The 19,008-nt window shown below is 60.6% G+C and carries 23 protein-coding genes and 1 tRNA gene; 14 read left to right on the top strand and 10 right to left on the bottom strand.

All coding sequences use genetic code 11. The features are described 5' to 3' along the window. Positions 1-51: 51 nt before the first annotated feature. From ABD997_RS10835 to queG, 4 genes are read left to right on the top strand one after another with little or no spacing between them, the layout of a single operon-like run. Positions 52-591: an RNA polymerase sigma factor gene (locus ABD997_RS10835; protein WP_345317031.1), complete on the top strand. Its 540-nt coding sequence runs from the start codon at positions 52-54 to the stop codon at positions 589-591. Next, positions 591-1,058 (top strand): hypothetical protein, encoded by a 468-nt coding sequence (locus ABD997_RS10830; protein ID WP_345317030.1) that lies wholly within the window; start codon positions 591-593, stop codon positions 1,056-1,058. The genes ABD997_RS10835 and ABD997_RS10830 overlap by 1 nt, the downstream gene beginning before the upstream one ends. Positions 1,059-1,068: 10 nt before the next feature. Further along, a complete protein-coding gene (locus ABD997_RS10825) occupies positions 1,069-2,031 on the top strand; it encodes a DUF4097 family beta strand repeat-containing protein (protein ID WP_345317029.1) in 963 nt (320 codons plus the stop codon). Positions 2,032-2,067: 36 nt separating this feature from the next. Then, a complete protein-coding gene (gene queG, locus ABD997_RS10820) occupies positions 2,068-3,198 on the top strand; it encodes a tRNA epoxyqueuosine(34) reductase QueG (RefSeq protein WP_345317028.1) in 1,131 nt (376 codons plus the stop codon). Between the two features lie 50 nt (positions 3,199-3,248). Here queG and ABD997_RS10815 read toward each other — a convergent pair whose 3' ends face one another. After that, positions 3,249-3,455 carry a dodecin gene (locus ABD997_RS10815; RefSeq protein WP_345317027.1) on the bottom strand — a complete coding sequence of 69 codons (207 nt, stop codon included), beginning with the start codon at positions 3,453-3,455 and terminating at the stop codon, positions 3,249-3,251. Positions 3,456-3,569: 114 nt separating this feature from the next. On the opposite strand from ABD997_RS10815, the gene ABD997_RS10810 reads away from it, so the two are divergent. Beyond that, positions 3,570-3,995 (top strand): (deoxy)nucleoside triphosphate pyrophosphohydrolase, encoded by a 426-nt coding sequence (locus tag ABD997_RS10810; RefSeq protein WP_345317026.1) that lies wholly within the window; start codon positions 3,570-3,572, stop codon positions 3,993-3,995. 121 nt (positions 3,996-4,116) lie between these two features. Then, on the top strand, positions 4,117-5,016 hold the full coding sequence (locus tag ABD997_RS10805) for a 1,4-dihydroxy-2-naphthoyl-CoA synthase (RefSeq protein WP_345317025.1): 900 nt from the start codon (positions 4,117-4,119) through the stop codon (positions 5,014-5,016). Between the two features lie 81 nt (positions 5,017-5,097). Here ABD997_RS10805 and ABD997_RS10800 read toward each other — a convergent pair whose 3' ends face one another. From ABD997_RS10800 to ABD997_RS10790, 3 genes are all read right to left on the bottom strand, one after another. Beyond that, a complete protein-coding gene (locus ABD997_RS10800; RefSeq protein WP_345317024.1) occupies positions 5,098-6,252 on the bottom strand; it encodes a PilT/PilU family type 4a pilus ATPase in 1,155 nt (384 codons plus the stop codon). A gap of 158 nt (positions 6,253-6,410) precedes the next feature. Beyond that, positions 6,411-6,484: transfer RNA gene (locus tag ABD997_RS10795), tRNA-Gly, on the bottom strand. A 96-nt stretch (positions 6,485-6,580) separates the two neighbouring features. Next, entirely contained in the window at positions 6,581-8,740 is a 2,160-nt protein-coding gene (locus ABD997_RS10790; protein WP_345317023.1) for a S46 family peptidase, read from the bottom strand. 221 nt (positions 8,741-8,961) lie between these two features. On the opposite strand from ABD997_RS10790, the gene ABD997_RS10785 reads away from it, so the two are divergent. Beyond that, positions 8,962-9,609: an esterase/lipase family protein gene (locus tag ABD997_RS10785; RefSeq protein WP_345317022.1), complete on the top strand. Its 648-nt coding sequence runs from the start codon at positions 8,962-8,964 to the stop codon at positions 9,607-9,609. Here the strand turns inward: ABD997_RS10785 and ABD997_RS10780 are convergent. Both ABD997_RS10780 and ABD997_RS10775 read right to left on the bottom strand, forming a co-directional pair. Then, positions 9,585-9,821 carry a YgjV family protein gene (locus ABD997_RS10780; protein WP_345317021.1) on the bottom strand — a complete coding sequence of 79 codons (237 nt, stop codon included), beginning with the start codon at positions 9,819-9,821 and terminating at the stop codon, positions 9,585-9,587. The two genes, ABD997_RS10785 and ABD997_RS10780, sit on opposite strands and share 25 nt — an antisense overlap. Positions 9,822-9,830: 9 nt before the next feature. Next, positions 9,831-10,283 (bottom strand): YtoQ family protein, encoded by a 453-nt coding sequence (locus tag ABD997_RS10775; protein WP_345317020.1) that lies wholly within the window; start codon positions 10,281-10,283, stop codon positions 9,831-9,833. 138 nt (positions 10,284-10,421) lie between these two features. Between ABD997_RS10775 and ABD997_RS10770 the strand changes: the two genes are divergently transcribed. Then, entirely contained in the window at positions 10,422-11,207 is a 786-nt protein-coding gene (locus ABD997_RS10770) for an NRDE family protein (protein WP_345317019.1), read from the top strand. A gap of 13 nt (positions 11,208-11,220) precedes the next feature. Here ABD997_RS10770 and ABD997_RS10765 read toward each other — a convergent pair whose 3' ends face one another. Then, positions 11,221-11,910 carry a pseudouridine synthase gene (locus tag ABD997_RS10765; protein WP_345317095.1) on the bottom strand — a complete coding sequence of 230 codons (690 nt, stop codon included), beginning with the start codon at positions 11,908-11,910 and terminating at the stop codon, positions 11,221-11,223. A 163-nt stretch (positions 11,911-12,073) separates the two neighbouring features. On the opposite strand from ABD997_RS10765, the gene ABD997_RS10760 reads away from it, so the two are divergent. After that, a complete protein-coding gene (locus ABD997_RS10760) occupies positions 12,074-12,583 on the top strand; it encodes an SRPBCC family protein (RefSeq protein ID WP_345317018.1) in 510 nt (169 codons plus the stop codon). Here ABD997_RS10760 and ABD997_RS10755 read toward each other — a convergent pair. Together ABD997_RS10755 and ABD997_RS10750 are read right to left on the bottom strand one after the other, a co-directional pair. Next, a complete protein-coding gene (locus ABD997_RS10755) occupies positions 12,580-13,368 on the bottom strand; it encodes a ParA family protein (protein WP_345317017.1) in 789 nt (262 codons plus the stop codon). The genes ABD997_RS10760 and ABD997_RS10755 overlap by 4 nt on opposite strands. Before the next feature lie 115 nt (positions 13,369-13,483). Then, complete coding sequence (locus ABD997_RS10750; protein ID WP_345317016.1) at positions 13,484-14,830, bottom strand: sodium/glutamate symporter; 1,347 nt, start codon at positions 14,828-14,830, stop codon at positions 13,484-13,486. A 227-nt stretch (positions 14,831-15,057) separates the two neighbouring features. Between ABD997_RS10750 and ABD997_RS10745 the strand changes: the two genes are divergently transcribed. The 5 genes from ABD997_RS10745 to arcA all read left to right on the top strand — a co-directional run bounded on the left by ABD997_RS10745 (position 15,058) and on the right by arcA (position 18,372). Further along, positions 15,058-15,462 (top strand): hypothetical protein, encoded by a 405-nt coding sequence (locus tag ABD997_RS10745; RefSeq protein ID WP_345317015.1) that lies wholly within the window; start codon positions 15,058-15,060, stop codon positions 15,460-15,462. Positions 15,463-15,472: 10 nt separating this feature from the next. Next, positions 15,473-16,018 carry a class I SAM-dependent methyltransferase gene (locus ABD997_RS10740; protein WP_345317014.1) on the top strand — a complete coding sequence of 182 codons (546 nt, stop codon included), beginning with the start codon at positions 15,473-15,475 and terminating at the stop codon, positions 16,016-16,018. A 62-nt stretch (positions 16,019-16,080) separates the two neighbouring features. Beyond that, positions 16,081-16,371, top strand: coding sequence for a hypothetical protein (locus ABD997_RS10735; RefSeq protein ID WP_345317013.1), 291 nt, complete (start codon positions 16,081-16,083; stop codon positions 16,369-16,371). 96 nt (positions 16,372-16,467) lie between these two features. Then, positions 16,468-17,124, top strand: coding sequence for a bifunctional tRNA pseudouridine(32) synthase/23S rRNA pseudouridine(746) synthase RluA (rluA, locus tag ABD997_RS10730; RefSeq protein WP_345317012.1), 657 nt, complete (start codon positions 16,468-16,470; stop codon positions 17,122-17,124). A gap of 525 nt (positions 17,125-17,649) precedes the next feature. Beyond that, a complete protein-coding gene (arcA, locus tag ABD997_RS10725) occupies positions 17,650-18,372 on the top strand; it encodes a two-component system response regulator ArcA (protein ID WP_345317011.1) in 723 nt (240 codons plus the stop codon). A gap of 57 nt (positions 18,373-18,429) precedes the next feature. Here arcA and ABD997_RS10720 read toward each other — a convergent pair whose 3' ends face one another. Then, complete coding sequence (locus ABD997_RS10720) at positions 18,430-18,783, bottom strand: Hpt domain-containing protein (protein ID WP_345317010.1); 354 nt, start codon at positions 18,781-18,783, stop codon at positions 18,430-18,432. Between the last annotated feature and the right edge of the window lie 225 nt (positions 18,784-19,008).

The following is a 19,008-nucleotide window of genomic DNA, read 5'->3' as shown; positions in this document are numbered from 1 at the left end:
TTTCCTTCACTGCATTCGTCTAATAGAGAAATCCAAATATAGGATCCCATGGTGAGTCAAGAACCACTGCGAAAACTGCCCGAGCATTCAGGCTCGGAAGAGGAGCACCTGATCACGCTGGCCCAACAGGGGGATCGTCACGCCTTTGCCCGCCTTTACCGGATCCATCATGGACGGGTTTACGCCCTCTGTCTGCGTCTATGCGGCGCCCCACAGCCGGCGGAAGATGCCTGTCAGGAGGTGTTTGTCCGGGTGTGGCAACGGTTGCCCCAGTTCCGCTTCGAAGCCCAGTTCAGCAGCTGGCTGCATCGCCTTACGGTCAACCTGGCACTGGACCAAGCCAGGAAGGCCCACTGGTGGCAGCGCCTGCTGCCCCTGGGCCAGCAACCGGAACCGCTGACCGAACTGGGCGAGCCCAGCCCGCTGGATCGACTGCTTCCCAACCTCCCTACCCGGCCCCGCCAGGTCTTTGTCCTCTTCGCCATCGAAGGGTATCAACACAAAGAGATTGCGCATCTGCTGAGAATCAGCGAAGGCGCCAGCAAAGCCCACTATCATCGCGCCCGCCAACAACTGAAGGAGCTGCTGTAATGGAACTCGATCGCCTCATCCAAGACGCCCCCAAAGCCTTGGTGCCGGAGCGAGACCTGTGGCCCGGGATCGAGTCCCGGCTTCAACCCTCGGTTCGCCGCACCAGTGCCTGGGCCCTGGCTGCCTCGCTGTTTATCGGGCTGCTGATCGGCAGTCAGCTTCGTCCTCTTTGGCTCGCTGAACCGGTGCCTTCAGTCAGTACCGAGCGCCTGTTGGAGCTACTGGAACAGCAGCACCAGCAACGCCTGGCCAGCCTTCCCCAACCCCACACAATGCAAACGGTGATCCAGAGCGAAAATACCGACCTCAGGCTGTTGCGCGAAGCCCGCCTGGAGTTGAAGCAGGCGCTGCGCAATCAGCCGGACAACCTGGCGCTGCTGGATCTGCTGCTTTGGACCCAGCAGCGGGAGTTCGATCTGACCCAGCAGCAGACTCGTCATCCCCAACAGAGTTACCACCCCCTATAGGAGCCTTGCCATGTTATTCCAAGCCACTTATGCCGCGCTTACCCGTGCCGCCGGGGCGATCATCCTTCCGTTGATCCTGTTGTTCTCCCTGCCATTATCAGCCAAGGAGGTTGACCAGACCCTGACCTGGGACGGCAGTTTGCCGGTGGAAATTGAACTGCCCCGGGGTCAGTTGAAGCTGACCGGTAACGACAGCAACACCCTGCACCTGCAGGGGCGGGTCGATGAGGAAGCCAGTGAGTTTCTGTTCGAAGTGCAAAACCAGCGGATCCTTCTGAAGGTCGTGCTGCCTGAGCAGTGGCACCAGGATCGTAACCAGAAGGGCGCCAGCGATCTACAACTGAGCCTGCCTCGAAGCATCGCCCTCTCTATGGAGTCCGTCAGTACGGATCTGGTTGCCGATAACCTGACCCTGCTGATGGTTCAAACCGTCAGCGGCGATATCGAGCTCAGCAACAGTGAGGGGCAGATCCGGCTCAATAGTATCAGCGGCGACATCACCCTGAACGGGATCAAGGAGAACCTGAGGGCCGAAAGCGTCAGTGGCGATATCCGGCTTTCGCAGGGGGAAGGGGAGTTAACCCTGCAAAGTGTCAGTGGCGACATCGAGGTAAGAAGCAGCGAGGGCGCCGTTAAGGTGGAGTCGGTCAGCGGCGATGTCGAGGTTCAGGCGAGCCGACTCACCGCTTTGAGCGGCCGCAGCGTCAGCGGTGATCTCGAGGTGCAGTGGCAGCAAACTCAGGCCAACACGATACTCAACCTGGAGACGGTCAGTGGCGATATGACCCTGAGAAGCCAGACCCCGATCACCATCGAGGCTCAAAGCGGCCCCGGCGGGGAGATCCGAAATCGCTGGAGTGACGCTAAGCCGCTGATCAGCAAGTACAGCCGCAGCGAGAGCCTGAGCCTCTCCGGCAGCGGCGCCACCGCTCGGCTCAACACCGTCAGTGGCACCATCACCCTGGCAAAGTGATCCCACTGTGGTGGCGCTTTTGATACCCTTGCGGCCATGATCAAAGAGCAACCGGACTGGGCCGCCTTCGCGGCCCGCATCAAACGTCAGGCCCAGGCGATGGGCTTCAGCGCCGTAGGGATCGCAGACCTCGACCTCAGCGAGGAGTCCCCACGCCTGCGCGAGTGGCTCGCCAAGCAGTACCACGGTGATATGGACTACATGGCCCGCAACGAGTCGATGCGCTGCCATCCGAACCAGTTGCTGCCAGGTACGCTGGCGGTGATCACCGTTGCCCTGGACTATCTCCCCCCCAACGCCGGTTTCGCCCAGACCCTGAAATCCCCCGAGAAGGGCTACATCTCAAGGTACGCCGGCGGTCGGGATTACCACAAGGTGATGCGTCAACGCCTGAAGCAACTCGGTGAGTGGATCCGCGCCGAGATGCCCCCCTGCGAGTTTCGCCCCTTCGTCGACTCCGCCCCGCTCCTGGAGCGTCCCCTGGCCCGCAATGCCGGCCTTGGCTGGGTTGGCAAGCACTCCTTACTGCTTAACCGCAAGGCGGGCAGCTGGTTCTTCCTGGGCGAACTTCTGGTCAATCTGCCGCTGCCGGCGGATAAGCGCCACGACGGCGACTGTGGCACCTGTACCGCCTGCTTAACCGCCTGCCCCACCGGGGCGATCGTCGAACCCTACGTGGTGGATGGGCGTCGCTGCATCTCCTACCTCACCATCGAATCCGACGGCCCCATTCCAGAGGCCCTGCGTCCCGCCCTGGGCAACCGCATCTACGGTTGTGATGACTGCCAGCTGGTCTGTCCCTGGAACCGGGCGGCCCCAATCACCGCCGAGGGCGACTTCCATATCCGCAAGAGCCTGCACCAACCGGCGCTGCTGACACTGTGGCAATGGGATGAAGCGACCTTTCTGAAACAGACCGAGGGCTCCCCCATCCGCCGCATCGGCTATCGCCGCTGGCAGCGTAACCTGGCTGTTGCCCTGGGCAATGCCCCGCACAGCGATGCCATCATCTCGGCTCTGGAACAGGGACGTGGTCGCGTCGATTCAATGGTCGATGAGCATATCGACTGGGCCCTGGCGCGACAGCGTCAGCAGGGCCCGGAAACGGATCGGCGCCAGCAGCGCCTTATTCGGATCATCGAAAAGGGATTAGCGAGGGACGCCTGAGAAAGAGTTCCGCTTGGGCGATTGGCCGATAGAGCAGGCGCCGAAAACGCTCAGTGGTTTAGGGTGAAACCCACCTTGATGGTGACCTGCCAGTGGGCCACCTTGCCCTGCTCGATGTGGCCGCGGGTTTCCACCACCTCGAACCAGCGCAGATGCTCCAAGCTCTCATGGGCGGTGGCGATGGCGTTGCGGATCGCATCATCACTGCTGACGGGCGAGGATCCCGTCAACTCGATCTTCTTGTAAGTGTGTGACATGGCTGGCTCCCGAAGCCGGAGATAGGTAGCGCCAAGTATAGCCACGGTAGCGTCCCCTGCCGCAGCGGGAGGCGGGGTCTTAGGAGCCGCAAACAGGATCTAAGGAGTAACGACATGATCATCAATGTGGTGGCAGCACTTATCCTGCGTAACGACGGGCGGGTATTGATCGCCCGCCGTCACCCGGACGCTGCCCAGGGCGGGTGGTGGGAGTTTCCGGGCGGCAAAATTGAGCCCACAGAATCCCCGGAGGCGGCGCTGGCCCGGGAGCTCGAGGAGGAGTTGAGTGTCCAGCTCAGGGTCGGCCCTTACCTCGCCAGCAGCGAACACCGCTACCCCCTGACCGGGGGAGGCGAAAAGTGCATTCGCCTGCACGGCTACCTCTGCCCCTGGGAGGCGCAGCCCATCAACCTGACCGGCAGCCATGACCGCTATTGCTGGCGAGCGCCCGAGACGATCCGGATGGATACCCTGGCTCCCGCGGATCACCCCCTGTTGACGGCGCTGATCGCGCGGCTCCAGTCCCCCTCTCAGCGTTAGCAAACGAAGCGGAAGTCGGATTAAAACTCGTTCCCGATCAGGGAATTCAGGCGTAGAGATTGACGCCGGGGGGGCAACTACCTAGCCTTTTCCCATCTTGCGAGCAACCAGTGGCCTCAACATGACTCAAAGCGCCAAATCCATTTTTAACCCCGAACTTTGGGACGCCGTCCCCGGCTTCAATTTCGACGACATCACCTACCATAGAGCCAAAGATCAGGGCACCGTGCGGATCGCATTCAACCGCCCGGACTGCCTCAACAGCTTCCGTCCCAAGACCGTGGATGAGCTGTTCACGGCCCTGGATCATGCCCGGCAATGGTCCGATGTGGGCTGTGTTCTGATCACCGGCAACGGACCTTCGAAGAAGGGGCAGTGGTCCTTCTCCGCCGGCGGCGATCAGCGGATCCGGGGCAAAGATGGTTACAAATATGAGGGCGAGGCGGGGCAGGCGGATGTGGCCCGAATGGGGCGCCTGCACATCCTGGAGGTGCAACGTCTGATCCGCTTTATGCCCAAGGTGGTGATCGCCCTGGTGCCCGGCTGGGCAGTTGGCGGTGGCCACAGCCTCCATGTGGTGTGTGACCTGACCCTCGCCTCCGAGGAGCACGCCGTGTTCAAGCAGACGGATCCCGACGTGGCTTCGTTCGACTCCGGTTACGGCTCGGCCTACCTGGCGAAAATGATCGGCCAGAAGCGGGCAAGGGAGATCTTCTTCTGCGGTTTCGATTACTCCGCCCAGGAGGCTTACGAGATGGGGATGGTCAACAAGGTGGTGCCCCATTTTGAGTTGGAGGAGGAGGCGCTGCGCTGGGGCGCGGCCATCAACAGTAAATCCCCCACCGCCATGCGTATGCTCAAGTACGGCTTTAATCTTCCGGACGATGGCCTGGTCGGCCAGCAGCTGTTTGCCGGTGAGGCCACCCGACTGGCCTATGGTACCGAAGAAGCCCAGGAGGGGCGTGACGCCTTCCTGGAGAAGCGCGCCAAGGATTTCTCCAAATTCCCCTGGCACTACTGACCGCCAAAGGGCGTGACAAAAAACGGGGCCTGCTACGGGCCCCGTTTTTGTTTGGCTAGTCCAGAGTAGGAACCGCTGCTCCTAGCGATCCAGATGGTTTCTCAAGGGCTCCAGCGAGAGCTCCAACCCAGCAGAGCGCGCCGGGCTGGCACTGGGCTCCGACGGTTCAGCCACAGTGCCCTTTTGCAGTTTCAACTCCAGTTTGAGGTTGGTGGGAGAGTCGGCGTACTTGATCGCGGTCTCTTCACTGATCCGCTCCTCCATCACCAGGTCGAACAGCGCCATGTCAAAGGTCTGCATACCCAGCTCCTTGGACCTCATCATGATCGGCTTCAACTCGCCACTGTCGCCACGCTTGATCATGTCCCTCACCGTCAAGGTGCCCAGCAGGATCTCCACCGCCGCGCACCGCTTGCCATCAACCGTCGGCACCAGGCGTTGGGACACGAAGGCCTTGAGGTTGTTGCCCAGATCGTTGAGCAGCTGGGGTCGCCGCTCCTCCGGGAAGAAGTTGATGATACGGTCCATCGCCTGGTTCGCGTTGTTGGCGTGGAGGGTGGAGATCGCCAGATGCCCGGTTTCGGCAAAGGCCAGGGCGTGCTCCATGGTCTCCCGGTCCCTGATCTCACCGATCAGGATCACGTCAGGCGCCTGGCGCAAGGTGTTCTTAAGAGCGGCATGGAAGCTGCGGGTGTCCACCCCCACTTCACGCTGGTTGATCAGGCAACCCCGGTGCTGATGCACATACTCCACCGGGTCCTCGATGGTGATGATGTGGCCCTCACTGTTGCGGTTACGGTGGTCGATCAGGGACGCCAACGAGGTGGATTTCCCCGATCCCGTGGCACCGATAAACAGCACCAGTCCCCGTTGGGTCAGGATCACGTCCTTAAGCACCTCGGGCAGACGCAGATCCTCGAACCTGGGGATCTCGGTCTTGATGTTCCGTGCAACGATCGCCAGGGCATTACGCTGTTGAAAGATGTTTACACGGAAGCGGCCAATGCCGTTCAGGCTGACCGCCAGGTTCATTTCGAGATCTTTCTCGAACGCCTGCCGCTGCTCGCCGTCCATCAGCTCATGGGCGATCTGCGACAGCAACTCCGGCGTCAGAATCTCCTCGCTCATGCGTACCAGCTTGCCCTGGAACTTGGCCATGGGCGGTGCCCCTGTGGTCAGATAAAGATCGGATCCATCCTCTTTCGCCAGACGATCCAATAAATGATGAAAATCCATATTTGCCTCAAATCATTAGACTTTTCCGAGTCTGCCGTCAGATTAAAACGGGTGCAAGTCCTAAAGCCTGGCAAGAGACCACGGCAGCCCTCACGAAGTTCCTGGCCCCTGAAAACGAGAAAACCCCGCGTCCGAAAGACGCAGGGTTTATCAAATTCTGGAGCGACCAGCGGGAATCGAACCCGCGTCATTAGCTTGGGAAGCTAAGGTAATACCATTATACGATGGTCGCCTGATAGGGAATAACATACTCATTTGTGTGGCCACTTGGCAAGCGACAGCCTCCCGACTGACGCTTGTTTGAGCAACCTGGCATCCCCCTGCCGGATTAACGAACTATCGCCATCTCCTTGAGCAGGTGGTCGGCCCCATCGAGCTCCTTCATCACCCACAGCATGTAACGGCTATCGACGTGGATAGAGCGAGCGTTATCCGGGTTGAAATCCCAGTCGGCGATGATCGACTCGTAGACGCCATCAAACAGCAGCCCCACCAACTCCCCCTTGCCATTAAGGGTCGGAGAGCCGGAATTGCCGCCGGTGCTGTCCAGATCAGACAGGAAGTTGACCGGAACGGAGCCGAGCGTCGGCATGTCGAAACCGCCGTACTGCTTCTCCTTGATCAAAGTCAGTTGACGATCGGAAGCATCAAAGGGCTTCTCGCCGGTGGCTTTACGGGCAAGCCCCTCCAGGGTCGTGAAGGGTGTGGCCCACAGTCCATCCTGGGGCGAGTAACCCTGAACAGTGCCGAAGGTCACACGCAGACTGGAGTTGGCATCGGCATAGACGCTGTGCCCCTGGCTCTGCTGATAATCGATGATCGCCGCCATGTAACGGGGACGAAGCTGCAACAGTTCACCGCTGATACGCTTATCCGTCTGCTCCTTAGCCATCACCCGATCATAATCCGCCACCGCAAAGCGGATGAAGGGATCGTCACTGCGCTCAAAGCGCTCCGGCGAGGCCTCCAGCCAGGCCAGTCGCGTTTCCAGGTCGGTCAGCTGCGTCTTGGCATACATTCCCGCCAGCTTGTCGGCCAGGGCTTGCGGATCCAGATCCGCCGACAGACCAAAGGTACGATCGATTACCGGGTCCCGCTCGCTGCTCGGCAGCTCGGCATAACGGCTCAAAAGGTGTGCCAGTATGGCCTGCTCCACCTTGGCGTCGAAACGACGATCCATCCGCTTCATCGCCGCCTCGATCCCCTCCCAGTCGCGCTCCTGGAAACCGGCTTCCCGCTCGGCATCGGGCTTCTTCTTCTCCTGAGCCAGGCGGTAGAGACGGGCCGCGGTATCGGGCAGCTGGGCATAGCGCAGGTAACCGAGGATCAGATCCCGCTCCATATGCTGCCAGCTCTGATCGATCAGCTCGGCCAGCCCTGATTTCACATCAGCGTATTTGGCAGCCCGGGCGGGATCGCTCTCGACCCAGGCCCACATCTGTGCTTCCCGCTGCTGCTTAGCCTCACCAAAGCCGGTGCTTTGGTAGGACTCCACCATGCTCTGGTAGTTCTTGGCGTAGTTGGCCAATCCCGCCAGGGTACTTTCGTACTTGATCCGGGCGTCGGAGCCGGGCTCACTGCTCTGTTCGATCACCGCGATTACCTGGTTACGCAGATCCCGTGCCGCGGGATAGAGTGACTCGAAGTAAATCTCCACCTCCTGGGCAGTGCGGTAGCGGTCCGTGCTGCCCGGGTAGCCGGTTACCATCACAAAATCCCCCTCATCCAGGCCGGAGGCGGAGACCTTCAGAAAACGTTGCGGCTGGTAGGGGACATTCTCTTCGCTGTACTCCGCCGGTTTGCCGTCCGGGCCGACATAGGCGCGGAAGAAGGCGAAGTCGCCGGTGTGGCGGGGCCACATCCAGTTATCGATATCGCCGCCGTACTTGCCCACGGAGAGAGAGGGGGTGTAGACCAGGCGAACATCGCGGATCTCCATCGCCTTGATCAGGTAGTAGCTGGCCCCATGATGAAAACTGGACACCTGGCAGCGGTACGGCCCATCCGCCTCGCACTGTGCGACCAGGGCTTTCCGCTGAGACTCCACCCCCTGGTAGTAATCCACCCCGCTCAGGTCCGCCGGTAAACCGCCCACGACCTGATCAGTGACATCGGTCATCGACTCGGTGATCCAGATCTTATAACCCGGTACCGGCGTCTTCTCTTGCGCCAGGGACTGCGCCAAGAAGCCGTTCTCCAAGATGTTATCTTCCGGTGTGGAGTGGTACTGGATGGCACCGTAACCACAGTGGTGGTTAGTCACCAGCAGCCCCTTCGGAGAAACGAAGGAGGCGGTACAGCCGCCGAAGTTGATCACGGCGTTGAGCGGAAAGGCATTCAGATCAGCCATGCTGGCGGGATCCAGCTCCAATCCCAGTTGCTTCATCTCCTGGCCCAGTGCCGGCAACTGATGAGGCTGCCACATTCCCTCCACCGCCAGTGCCGGGGTGCACACCGCGGCTAGCAGGGGAAAAGTCCATCTTCTCATGATTGGCTCCATCTTAAGCAAGCGGGCCACGGCGGCCCGAAACGGGCCGACGTTAACATGGGGGATGGGGGCATTTCACCTGGCCAGACACATTTGGTCACAGTTATACAAACTGGAGAAAATCATCGTGTTACTAGCCAACCTTGGGGGCAGACTGGTAGTTTGCTGGTAGGAAGCCGGTTCTCTCACCGGCAGGGCGAAATAGGAAAGCGAACAGCGCCATGGGGAAGAAAAAACGGAATAAAGTCCTGCTGCTGCACGGCCTCTACATGCATGGCTCGGTGATGTGGCCGCTGGCCCAGCGCCTGAAACAGAGAGAGTGGGAGACCGAGTGCTTAAGTTACAACAGCGTGGCCATTCGGGCGGAGTCCCTCTACGACCGAATCCTCTCTGCCCTGCCCCAGGATCAGCCGGCCTATCTGGTGGGGCACAGCCTCGGCGGGGTACTGCTTTACCATCTCGCCCATGCGGTGCCCCTTCCCCTGGGCAGTCGCATTGTCACCTTGGGCAGTCCCCTGCAGGGCGCACTGCTGGCGCGTCGACTGGCCCAATGGAACCTCAGTGCCCTGCTGGGCAACGCCGGCGAACATGGCCTGCTGCGGGACCAACCGGTGGTCTGGCACAGCGACGCCGCCCTGGGAAGTCTCGCCGGTGGCACCGGCTTTGGCATGGGAACTCTACTGGGCGCACCACGCCGGGACAGCGATGGCACCGTGTTGATCGAGGAAACCCGCATCGCAGGCATGCGCGACCACAAGGTCCTCCCGGTCACCCATACCAGCATGTTGCTCTCCGCCGAAGTGGCGAGGCAGACCGACCAGTTCCTGCGTTACGGCTACTTCGATCAGTCAGACTGCTCGAAGCGGTAGATCCGCCAGAGATAGTACAGATTGACCAGGACAATGAAGCCGTTCAGTAGCGCCACCGGGTACGCCGAGATCGCCACGCCATAAGCGGAGAACAGGGCACAGCCGGCGGTGTTCCACCAGCGCAGCTTCTTGATGTCGGTCATCATCAGCGAGATCGCCACCAGCACCGATGCGGCGTATCCCACCCATTCCCAGATCGTTGCGTTATCCATCTAAGGCTCTCAATCAGCGCAGGCGGAGCTACAAGTGTATGCCAGCAACTGCACGACCTGCTGCGGGGTTTGTGCCCAGGCCTGGGCCGCGGCATCCACCTCCTTGAGGGGATGCACCAGGCTCTCATCGTGCAAGGTGATGTAGGGCTTACCCAGGGCGGCACAGAGACCCGCATCGAACGCCGCGTTCCACTGACGGTACTGCTCGCCAAAGCGCACCACCACTAAATCACTCTTTTCTATCAGGGTGCGGGTCCGGATCTGGTTCACCCGAGCACTTTGCTGATCCCGCCAGAACCCGCCATCGGTGGCGACCAGGCCATCACCGGCGGCATCGGAGGCGGCATGGTCGGTGACCGGCCCCAACAGGGTGATGGGCAGGTTACGCTCGGCACAGCCCTGAGCGATCTGCTCACGCCAATCGGTGTGGATCTCACCGGAGAGGTAGACACGCCATTTCATCGACGGCTCTTTCATCGGGGTGTTTCCTTCTGTTCGTTCGCTGTAAGGTAGTAGGCCAAGGCCCGCCAAGGCGGGCAGCTTGCCAAAGTTGCACACCGTTGGCGAACCAATCCGCCAACGGTTAAGGGGGAAATGTTCGTGTGCCTTGTCGCTTTTCGCTGGCAGCCTGGGGCGCCCACGCCCCTGGTTTTGCTCGCCAACCGGGATGAGTTTTATGATCGCCCGACCCTGCCGCCGCACCGCTGGCGCAAGCCGGATGGCCTGTTTGCCGGCCAGGACCAACAAGCCGGTGGCACCTGGATGGCGCACCACCCGGACGGACGCTGGGGCCTGATCACCAACTACCGGGAGTGGCCCCCGCAGTCCGGGCCCAGCCGGGGCCAGTTACTGCTGGATTATCTCGGCCGACCGGAACTGGCGCCGAAGTTTCTCACCCGGATCGCCCCAAGGGCCCGACAGTTCGCTGGTTTCAACCTGCTGCTGGGCGACCGCCATGGCCTCTACTACTTCAGTAACCGCGAGGGGTGCGTGAGGACGCTTCAGCCCGGGCTGTATGGCCTCAGCAACCACCTGCTCGATACGCCCTGGCCCAAGGTGCAGAGGCTTAAAAAAGCTCTGGCCCAGGGCCTAGACTCCGGGGCCAGCGACGGTGCGCTGCTGGCCCTGCTGCGGGATCCCACCGCGGCCGAGGATGCGGCGTTACCGGACACCGGTGTTGGCCTGGCGCTGGAGCGACGCCTCTCTCCCATCTTCATCCACTCACCGGACTACGGCACCCGTACAACCACGCTGTGGCGGCAACACGCCGACGGCCGGTTGGATTGGCACGTGCAGCATTTTGACCACCAGGGGGCCTTGGGCCCGGTACGCCATCATCGACTTCCAACCCACCAGGGCGATTCGCTGCTTCTGACCAACCACTAACGGGGTATTCCCCTCAACCGAGCGCGGTGACCTCCTGCTCGGTCAGTGGGCGCCACTGGCCCGGTGCCAGGGCAGGATCCAACTCTACCGGCCCCACCGACTCCCGGTGCAGCCGCACTACCTTGTTCCCCAGCGCCGCAAACATCCGTTTCACCTGGTGATACTTTCCCTCGCTGATGGTCAGCAGCACCTCGGTATCACTGACCCGGACCAGGGCCGCGGGCTGCGTCAACCCATCCTGGTGCAGCTCCACCCCTTCGGCAAAACGCGCCTCAGCATCCCCCACCAGGGGATCCGCCAGCCAGGCGCGGTAGCGCTTGGCGCACTGTCGTCGGGGCGAGGTGATACGGTGGCACCACTGGCCATCCTCTGACAGCAGGACTAGGCCGGTGGTATCCACATCCAGGCGGCCGGCTATGCGCAATCGATCCGCCCTGGGCAGATCGATCAGGCCCAGCACCGAGGGATAGTGCTCATCCACATTGGAGCAGAGGTACGCCTCGGGCTTGTGGAGCATCAGGTAGCGGGTGGGGATCAGGCTCAGTCTCCTCCCCTGCCACAGGACAGAGGTCTCCTCTCCGACCTGGAAGCCGGGATCACGGATCACCTCGCCATCGCACTCTACCGCCCCGGCCTTGAGTTCCCGCTTGGCCAGACTTCGGGTCAGCTCGGTACAGGCCGTTAAAAACTTATCCAATCGCATCATCACTTCCCCCTTTGAGACCGGCATTATCGGGCCTTTTCCGACAGGATGTGCACTTTTCTCAACCTTTGCACTCCCGCGCAAGCCAATGCGCCCCCTCCCGTTACCGGACCAGAGCCGTCTACACTGATCCTCCAAGGCTTTACCTAGGGATGACAGACTCATGCGCTATGAATGCCAGGTTCGCATCGCGCGTCCCCGAGATGTCGTGGTCGCACTGTTCGATAACCCGTACAACCTGCCCAAGTGGCAGCCGCAACTGTTGGAGATAGAGCCGGTACAGGGTGTGCCGGGGCAGCCGGGTGCCCAGTGCCAGTTACTTTACCGGATGGGGAAAAAGCATGTGCCTGTGCTGGAGACGGTGCTGGATCGGGCCCTGCCGGATCGCTTTGTTGCACGCTACCAGACACGGCAGGTCGATAACCGCTGTGACCATCACTTTATCGACGAGGGTTCCAGTACCCTATGGCAGATGGAGTGTGAATTTACCTTTCGCGGTGCGATGCGCCTGATGGCGCTGGTGCCCTGGCTCTTCCGGCGCCAGACCCAGAAGAGCATGGAGCAGTTCAAAGGGTTTGCCGAGTCCGATGAGTGGGAGAGTGACGATGGCCCCACCGGAAAAGCGACGTCTCCCTCCACACAGCCATCCTCACCGCAATACCCTGACCGCTAGGCCTCTGCCAAAGCTTTCTGCCGACTCTCCATCTCCTCGAACAGGGTCAGCAGTGCAGCGGTGAGCTTATGTTTGGGCGCGCAATGGATAAGCGGTTGGCGAAGTTGGTGTGACTCCCGCATCTTCACCGATGACCCGAGCAGGGTGTCAAACAGCGGCAACGCTTGGGCTTTCAGTGCCGCGACCTGGCTCTGGGGTAACCTGGCCTGGGGGTTGTACTGGTTCACCACGATCCCCTCCAGTTGCAACTCAGGGTTATGATCCCCCTTCAGCTCCAACACATTGTCCAGCAGTCGCTCAATAGCCTGAGCGGAGAAGGTGTCGCAGTCGAAAGGAATGATCACCGAATCGGCGGCGATCAGCGCCGACTTCGAGTAGAAATTGAAGTTGGGCGGGGTGTCGATAAAAATGTGGTCAAACTCCTGCGCCAGGAGATCCAGCGCGTCCCGCAGTTTGAAGATCTTGTAACGGCTCTCCAGATCCCGCTCAATCTCCGCCAATCGGGGCGAGGCGGGCAGCAGGCATAACTTGTCCCACTCGGTATCGTAAACGAACTCCTGCGGTGACTGAGGACGGCTCAACCAGCCTACCGTCTGCTTGAACAGATCCGCGACCGTCGGTCGGCCCGGCTCAGGATCAAAGCCCAGGTAGTGACTGCTGTTTCCCTGCACATCCAGATCCACCAGCAGCGTCTGGTACCCTGCCGCGGCGCTGATCGCCGCCAAGTTAGTGCTGAGACTGGACTTCCCCACACCACCCTTCTGGTTAAACACTACCCGAATCATGCTCCACTCCCTGGTCAAAAATCCTTCAACCAAGTTACGGGATCTACCTCGTCGTCTCCAGCACAAAAAACGCGGCACCGGGGTAGCCCGATGCCGCGTTTATCGTCCCATCAGCTTAGACGATGGCCTTGTGAGAGAGACCGTGGCGTCCCCAGACCACGTACCAGATCCCGGCGATCACCGCCACATAGGCCCACATCGCCCCAATGGCCAGATCGGCCATGCCCTGCATCATCAACACCGGGACCAGGGAGATGATCAACATATCCGTGATGGAACCGGGCACGTAGGCGATGGCGTAGTCATCCAGCACCCGGGCCCGCATCTTGGGATCGATGATCCGCAACAGGGCGATCCCCATGCCGACGGTGCCAGTCAGCCAGCCCCAGGAAAACACCGCTTTCTCAAACCAGTTGTCCCCGAAGATCCGCGGGGCCACTACCAGCACCAGGAACAGGTTAAACGCCAACCCCAAGAGGATGATCGCCACCAGCGGCAGCGCGTAGTTGAGCAGAATCGTCACCTTGATGGCGCCGATCCCGAAGACGATCAGGAAGTCGGTGGCGGCGCCGGTACCATGCTGGAACAGGCGGTCATCAAAGTAATCGCTGCCCTTGGTGCGCTTGAGCAACGCCCTCACCGCCAGGCCAATGGCAAAGGCGGTCACGAAGGCCGGCACCTGCAACATGCCGTGGAACTTCGACAGGAACACTGCACTGTGGTGCCCCAGCACAGTGACCAGCACCATCAGGGCCCCATGCATCGCCAGCGTGTCCACCGAGATGGTCGAAACACTGTTGCGCCCGACGCTGTCCTGCTGCTCCCGGGGAACCAGACCACGGCGCTGAACGGTACTCATGGTTTCGAAGCGGCTGAAATCCTTCAGCCAGCCCTTTTTCAGTCCCAGGTGCAACAGCGCCATCCCACCAAGGATGGAGGCGAAGATCCCCACCGTAGCAGTGGTTAGTGCCAGCGTCAGGGCATCTGCCCAGCCCTGCGCCTGCAGGCTCTCGCCCACCACCACTCCGGTGCCATGGCCTCCCATGAAGCCGGCAGAGAGCACCAGACCAAAGCCCGGCGGCAGATCCGGCCAGACCCAGAACATCAACCCCAGGCCCGCCATCGCGGCAAACGCCCACTGGCTGACCGTGGCGATCTGGTTAAAGGCCCAAAGGGTGCCGGCACGGCGCATCAGCACATGCCGCGAGGGAAAGTCGGTGGCCAGCCCCAGCACACCGAAGAGCGCGACGGTCAGCACCGAGGCGTTGGCGGCAAAGGAGGCGCTCCAGGGCAGCAGGTCGACGCCGGAGGGCCCCAGCACAAGCGCCAGGATCCCGGCGATGAGCGCCGCCGGCAGATAGAGGCGCTGGAAGATCACAACATTGGCACGAAGCCATTTACCGGTAAGCAGAAGGCCACCGGCGATGCCGAAATCGGTGAAGAGTTCCCAGTTACTGAGCATACAAACTTCCCCTTTCGTTAATCACGACGGGCCAATGGAGTGAACAAAAAATGCGCACTTTGCCCGCAAAAAAGCGCTGATACTACCAAGGGAGGTGAAGACTGTCAGAACCAAGTTCACACTTTGGGCGCCCTGCCCGCTTACCGAGCCCGCCTTCGCCTGGCTCACTTGCACCGGGCCAGAGCAGTAGTCACACTAGGCCAATCCCAATCTCATCCGAGCTCCCCATGACCACCGCCATCAGCGATCGTGAATTTTTCCTGCTCCGTCTGGGTAAAACGACCCTTCGTGCCCTCCATGTTCTCGGCATCGTCGGTGCCTCCGCCGGCTTCTTCCACGCCACGGCTCAAACTCATTGGCAACCCTGGTGGGTTCTGGCCATGGTCAGCGGCCTGCTGCTGATGATTTGGGAGATCTGGCGCTCACCGATGTGGCTGGTTCAGCTCAAGGGACTCGGCAGCGTAGTCAAGATCGGCCTGCTGGCCCTTTGCTACCCCTTCCCACAATACGGGGCCGTCCTGTTCGGCCTGATCGCGGTGTGGTCGGTCTACCTGGCCCACGGGCCGTCACAGTTCCGGCACTACTCGGTGTGGCACCGCCGGGTCCTGCGGGGCAAAGAGATCAAGGGCTAAACTCACGCCCATGGCCCACACACGCACAACACCAAACGCCCTGCTGCAGGCCCACCTGGATGCCTTCGAACAACTGCCCAGTGGTCCGGTACTGGATCTTGCCTGCGGCCATGGCCGCCACGGAATGACGCTGGCGAAACGGGGCCTGCCAGTCTGGTTTTGCGACATCAATACCGAAGCACTGGCCGCAGTGCAGGCCCAGCTGGATGCGCAGCGCCTGGCGGCGACCTTGTGGCGCAGGGACCTGGAAGCCCCCGAGGTGGCGGGGAGCCCCCTGGGAGGAAGGCGGTTTAGCGCCATTATCGTGGTCAACTACCTGCACCGCCCCCTGCTGCCGAAACTGGCCGAGGCGATCATGCCCGGAGGCCTCATCCTCTATGAAACCTTCCTCGCGGCTCAGGCGGAGATCGGACGTCCCCGCAACCCCGATTTCCTGTTACAACCCGGCGAACTCATACAACCCTTTGCCAGCTGGGATAGGATCCTCTACCGTGAGGGAAGGTGGCCGGATCCCGACCGTTTCACCGCACAGCTGGTGGCCCGAAAACCGCGATAAGCGGAGGGCACCGGCGTCAGGATCCCTGTCCGCGGCTCAAGGAGCCCTAAAGGAGCGAAAGGATGTTGCACTGGTACCCCAATCATTACCGCATAGGGGCCGCCCCGGCGGTCACGGTCGCGATGGTTTTGTTGGCGATCGTCGCCCGCGCCATCCTCCCCGGTGCCGCGATCTTCATCTGGCCCCTGTTTGCCACCCTGCCACTGGTCCTGATCCTGCACCTTTATCTGCTCATCGACGACGACACCATGTCCCGGCTGGACGCCTTTTTCTATGCCCTGGTTCACCTGCCCCTGGCCTTCGTGATCTGGACCTTCTCCCTGATCTACGCCAACGGCGGCAACCTGCTCTGAGCCCCTGCCGGCGCCCCACTTGCATCCCATGGGACCTTGGCCTATCGTGTGCGCCCGCCGCCCAGCGGCGCCTGACCGCCCAAACGAGCCCAGACCATGACCGACTTTATCTACGCCCCACCGACCGACCCCTTCCTGACCATCCTGCACCAGGACAAGGATATCGTGGTGATCGACAAGCCGGCGGAGCTTCTGTCGGTGCCGGGACGGGATCCGGCCCATCATGACAGCGCCCTGAGCCGACTGCGCACCCGGTTTGAGACGGTCTATGATGTCCACCGGCTGGATATGGCCACCTCCGGTGTCCTGGTATTTGCCTTGCGAAAAAATGCGGAGCGGGAGTTAAAACGCCAGTTCCGGGAGCGGGAAACCGACAAGCGCTACCTGGCTCGGGTCTGGGGAGATCTGCCGCTGGAAGAGGGTGAGGTGGACCTGCCCCTGATCTGCGACTGGCCCAATCGACCCAAGCAGAAGGTCTGCCATGAGCATGGCAAGCCCTCCCAGACCCGCTACAAGGTGATCGAGCGAACCCCTCAATCAACGCTGGTGGCCCTGACGCCCATTACGGGGCGCTCCCACCAACTGCGGGTTCACATGCAGGCGCTGGGACAACCGATCATCGGTGACAACTTCTATGCCGAGGGGGAGGCGCGTGATGGCGCGGATCGCCTGCTGCTCCACGCCGAGATGCTGGCCCTGACCCACCCGTACAGCGGCGAGCGGATGCAGTTTTTCGCCAAGGCGCCTTTCTAAGGCAACCCGTTCGGCGATTTTCATCGAGAAACACTGCATGGCCGACGCTTCCTACCGGGCCGTCGGGGGAGCATTGCCGCGGGGGACATTGACGCCGTTTCATCAAGCCGATCACAAGATTGTGTAACGCTTGACGGAATGTATGACTTATCCCTTTCATCTCAGTAGAATGTTGCCCCTATTTGGTGCACAGGGACCTCTGCACCTTGCCAAGCTTTGAGCAAATGTCATCACTTCAGTTTGATTGTGAGCTGGCCTCGACAATTGTGACCGGCCTAGCAGTTTTGCAAAGCCGTTAACACTATTTGGACAACTGTTGAACCATTTTAGGTATTTTGTTCCCGCTCATTGGCCCGTCTTGCTGTGCAAGACCCGCTTGGGCAGGGAGTGACACAGCCTAACGTGGCGATCAGGCACTGAGGCTGAATGTGGCAACGAAAGGGACTTTGCCTATGCTTAACGGCGCATCCAATGATGCGTGCGCCAAAACTTTAGTGTTGAACAGCGCTTATTTAGGTAGCCCAAATGCAAAATCCGCACATCCTCATTGTCGAAGACGAAGCCGTAACCAGTAACACGCTTAAGAGTATCTTCGAAGCCGAAGGGTACACAGTCACCGTCGCCGTCGATGGCGAAGAGATGCATAATGCGCTGAAAAACAGCAAGATCAGCTTGGTCATTATGGACATCAACCTGCCCGGCAAGAACGGTCTCCTGCTCGCCCGCGAGCTGCGGGAAAACGATGACATCGCCCTGATCTTCCTGACCGGTCGCGATAACGAAGTGGATAAGATCCTCGGCCTGGAGATCGGCGCCGATGATTACATCACCAAACCGTTCAACCCCCGTGAGCTGACCATCCGTGCCCGTAACCTGCTCAACCGTATCGTCAGCTCCGCCAAGCCGAGCGATGAGAAGCCGCAGGTCGAGTTCTACCGCTTCAACAACTGGACGCTGGAGATCAACAGTCGCTCCCTGATCAGCCCTACCGGCGAGCCCTTCAAGCTGCCCCGTTCCGAGTTCCGTGCCCTGCTGCACTTCGTCGAGAACCCGGGCAAGATCCTCTCTCGGGCGGATCTGCTGATGAAGATGACCGGGCGTGAACTCAAGCCCCACGACCGTACCGTTGACGTCACCATTCGTCGTATCCGCAAGCACTTCGAAAGCCATCCGGAAACGCCGGAGATCATCGCCACCATCCACGGCGAAGGCTACCGTTTCTGCGGCTCACTGGATAACGAACAGTAAGCATGGCCGAAACAAAAAAAAGACCGCCTCGCGGTCTTTTTTTGTTTCGGCAAGCGGTTAGCCTTTGGCAGTCAGGTAAGCCTTGAGCGCAGCCACATCCGGATCAAGGTGGGTCTGGATCTCCCCGAGCCAGGTGCCGTGCTCAACCGACCACTCCGGCGCTTCGCCACGCTGCAACCGCTCCGACAGAAGCTGGATCCGCTTCAAGCCTACAGACCCCGCCGCCCCCTTGAGCTTGTGCGCCTCACGGGTGATGGTCTCCTTATCGCCGGTGGCCACCCCTTTTAAGACTGCCGCCACGTATTCCGGTGCCATCTGCTCAAACAACACCACGGACTTCATTAAAGTGCCCGCACCGATCGCCGCGCAGTACTGATCCAGTGTGTCCGTATCCAGCTGTTCAAAGCCCATCCTTACCTTCCCCATCTTCTTATCGACTTTGGCCTACTATACGAGGTTTTCATCCCACCTGAAAAGTCTCTAAAAAACGCACTTCAAAAAGAGAAAAAGCACTGAATAAAAAGCAAAAGGCAGTTTAAGTCAGCCACCTCTTTAATCCTTTTTCGCCAGCGCCCACCAAGACCACAATAGCGACTTACCCCCCCTGGATGACCCACGCAGCGAACTTCCCGGGCG

It is taken from the genome of Ferrimonas gelatinilytica (genome assembly GCF_039544205.1).
In the GTDB taxonomy this organism is placed as follows: Bacteria; Pseudomonadota; Gammaproteobacteria; order Enterobacterales; family Shewanellaceae; genus Ferrimonas; species Ferrimonas gelatinilytica.
This window is presented reverse-complemented; position numbering and strand designations above follow the sequence as displayed.

Bases quoted from the DNA above. Each gene is read 5' to 3' on its own strand.
- ABD997_RS10825 (WP_345317029.1), top strand. From the start codon at position 1,069: ATGTTATTCCAAGCCACTTATGCCGCGCTTACCCGTGCCGCCGGGGCG.
- ABD997_RS10765 (WP_345317095.1), bottom strand. From the start codon at position 11,910: ATGCGATTGGATAAGTTTTTAACGGCCTGTACCGAGCTGACCCGAAGT.
- ABD997_RS10800 (WP_345317024.1), bottom strand. From the start codon at position 6,252: ATGGATTTTCATCATTTATTGGATCGTCTGGCGAAAGAGGATGGATCC.
- ABD997_RS10740 (WP_345317014.1), top strand. From the start codon at position 15,473: ATGGCCCACACACGCACAACACCAAACGCCCTGCTGCAGGCCCACCTG.
- ABD997_RS10735 (WP_345317013.1), top strand. From the start codon at position 16,081: ATGTTGCACTGGTACCCCAATCATTACCGCATAGGGGCCGCCCCGGCG.
- queG (WP_345317028.1), top strand. From the start codon at position 2,068: ATGATCAAAGAGCAACCGGACTGGGCCGCCTTCGCGGCCCGCATCAAA.
- ABD997_RS10805 (WP_345317025.1), top strand. From the start codon at position 4,117: ATGACTCAAAGCGCCAAATCCATTTTTAACCCCGAACTTTGGGACGCC.
- ABD997_RS10830 (WP_345317030.1), top strand. From the start codon at position 591: ATGGAACTCGATCGCCTCATCCAAGACGCCCCCAAAGCCTTGGTGCCG.
- ABD997_RS10760 (WP_345317018.1), top strand. From the start codon at position 12,074: ATGCGCTATGAATGCCAGGTTCGCATCGCGCGTCCCCGAGATGTCGTG.
- ABD997_RS10755 (WP_345317017.1), bottom strand. From the start codon at position 13,368: ATGATTCGGGTAGTGTTTAACCAGAAGGGTGGTGTGGGGAAGTCCAGT.
- arcA (WP_345317011.1), top strand. From the start codon at position 17,650: ATGCAAAATCCGCACATCCTCATTGTCGAAGACGAAGCCGTAACCAGT.
- ABD997_RS10750 (WP_345317016.1), bottom strand. From the start codon at position 14,830: ATGCTCAGTAACTGGGAACTCTTCACCGATTTCGGCATCGCCGGTGGC.
- rluA (WP_345317012.1), top strand. From the start codon at position 16,468: ATGACCGACTTTATCTACGCCCCACCGACCGACCCCTTCCTGACCATC.
- ABD997_RS10815 (WP_345317027.1), bottom strand. From the start codon at position 3,455: ATGTCACACACTTACAAGAAGATCGAGTTGACGGGATCCTCGCCCGTC.
- ABD997_RS10775 (WP_345317020.1), bottom strand. From the start codon at position 10,283: ATGAAATGGCGTGTCTACCTCTCCGGTGAGATCCACACCGATTGGCGT.
- ABD997_RS10780 (WP_345317021.1), bottom strand. From the start codon at position 9,821: ATGGATAACGCAACGATCTGGGAATGGGTGGGATACGCCGCATCGGTG.
- ABD997_RS10810 (WP_345317026.1), top strand. From the start codon at position 3,570: ATGATCATCAATGTGGTGGCAGCACTTATCCTGCGTAACGACGGGCGG.
- ABD997_RS10745 (WP_345317015.1), top strand. From the start codon at position 15,058: ATGACCACCGCCATCAGCGATCGTGAATTTTTCCTGCTCCGTCTGGGT.
- ABD997_RS10790 (WP_345317023.1), bottom strand. From the start codon at position 8,740: ATGAGAAGATGGACTTTTCCCCTGCTAGCCGCGGTGTGCACCCCGGCA.
- ABD997_RS10720 (WP_345317010.1), bottom strand. From the start codon at position 18,783: ATGGGCTTTGAACAGCTGGATACGGACACACTGGATCAGTACTGCGCG.
- ABD997_RS10785 (WP_345317022.1), top strand. From the start codon at position 8,962: ATGGGGAAGAAAAAACGGAATAAAGTCCTGCTGCTGCACGGCCTCTAC.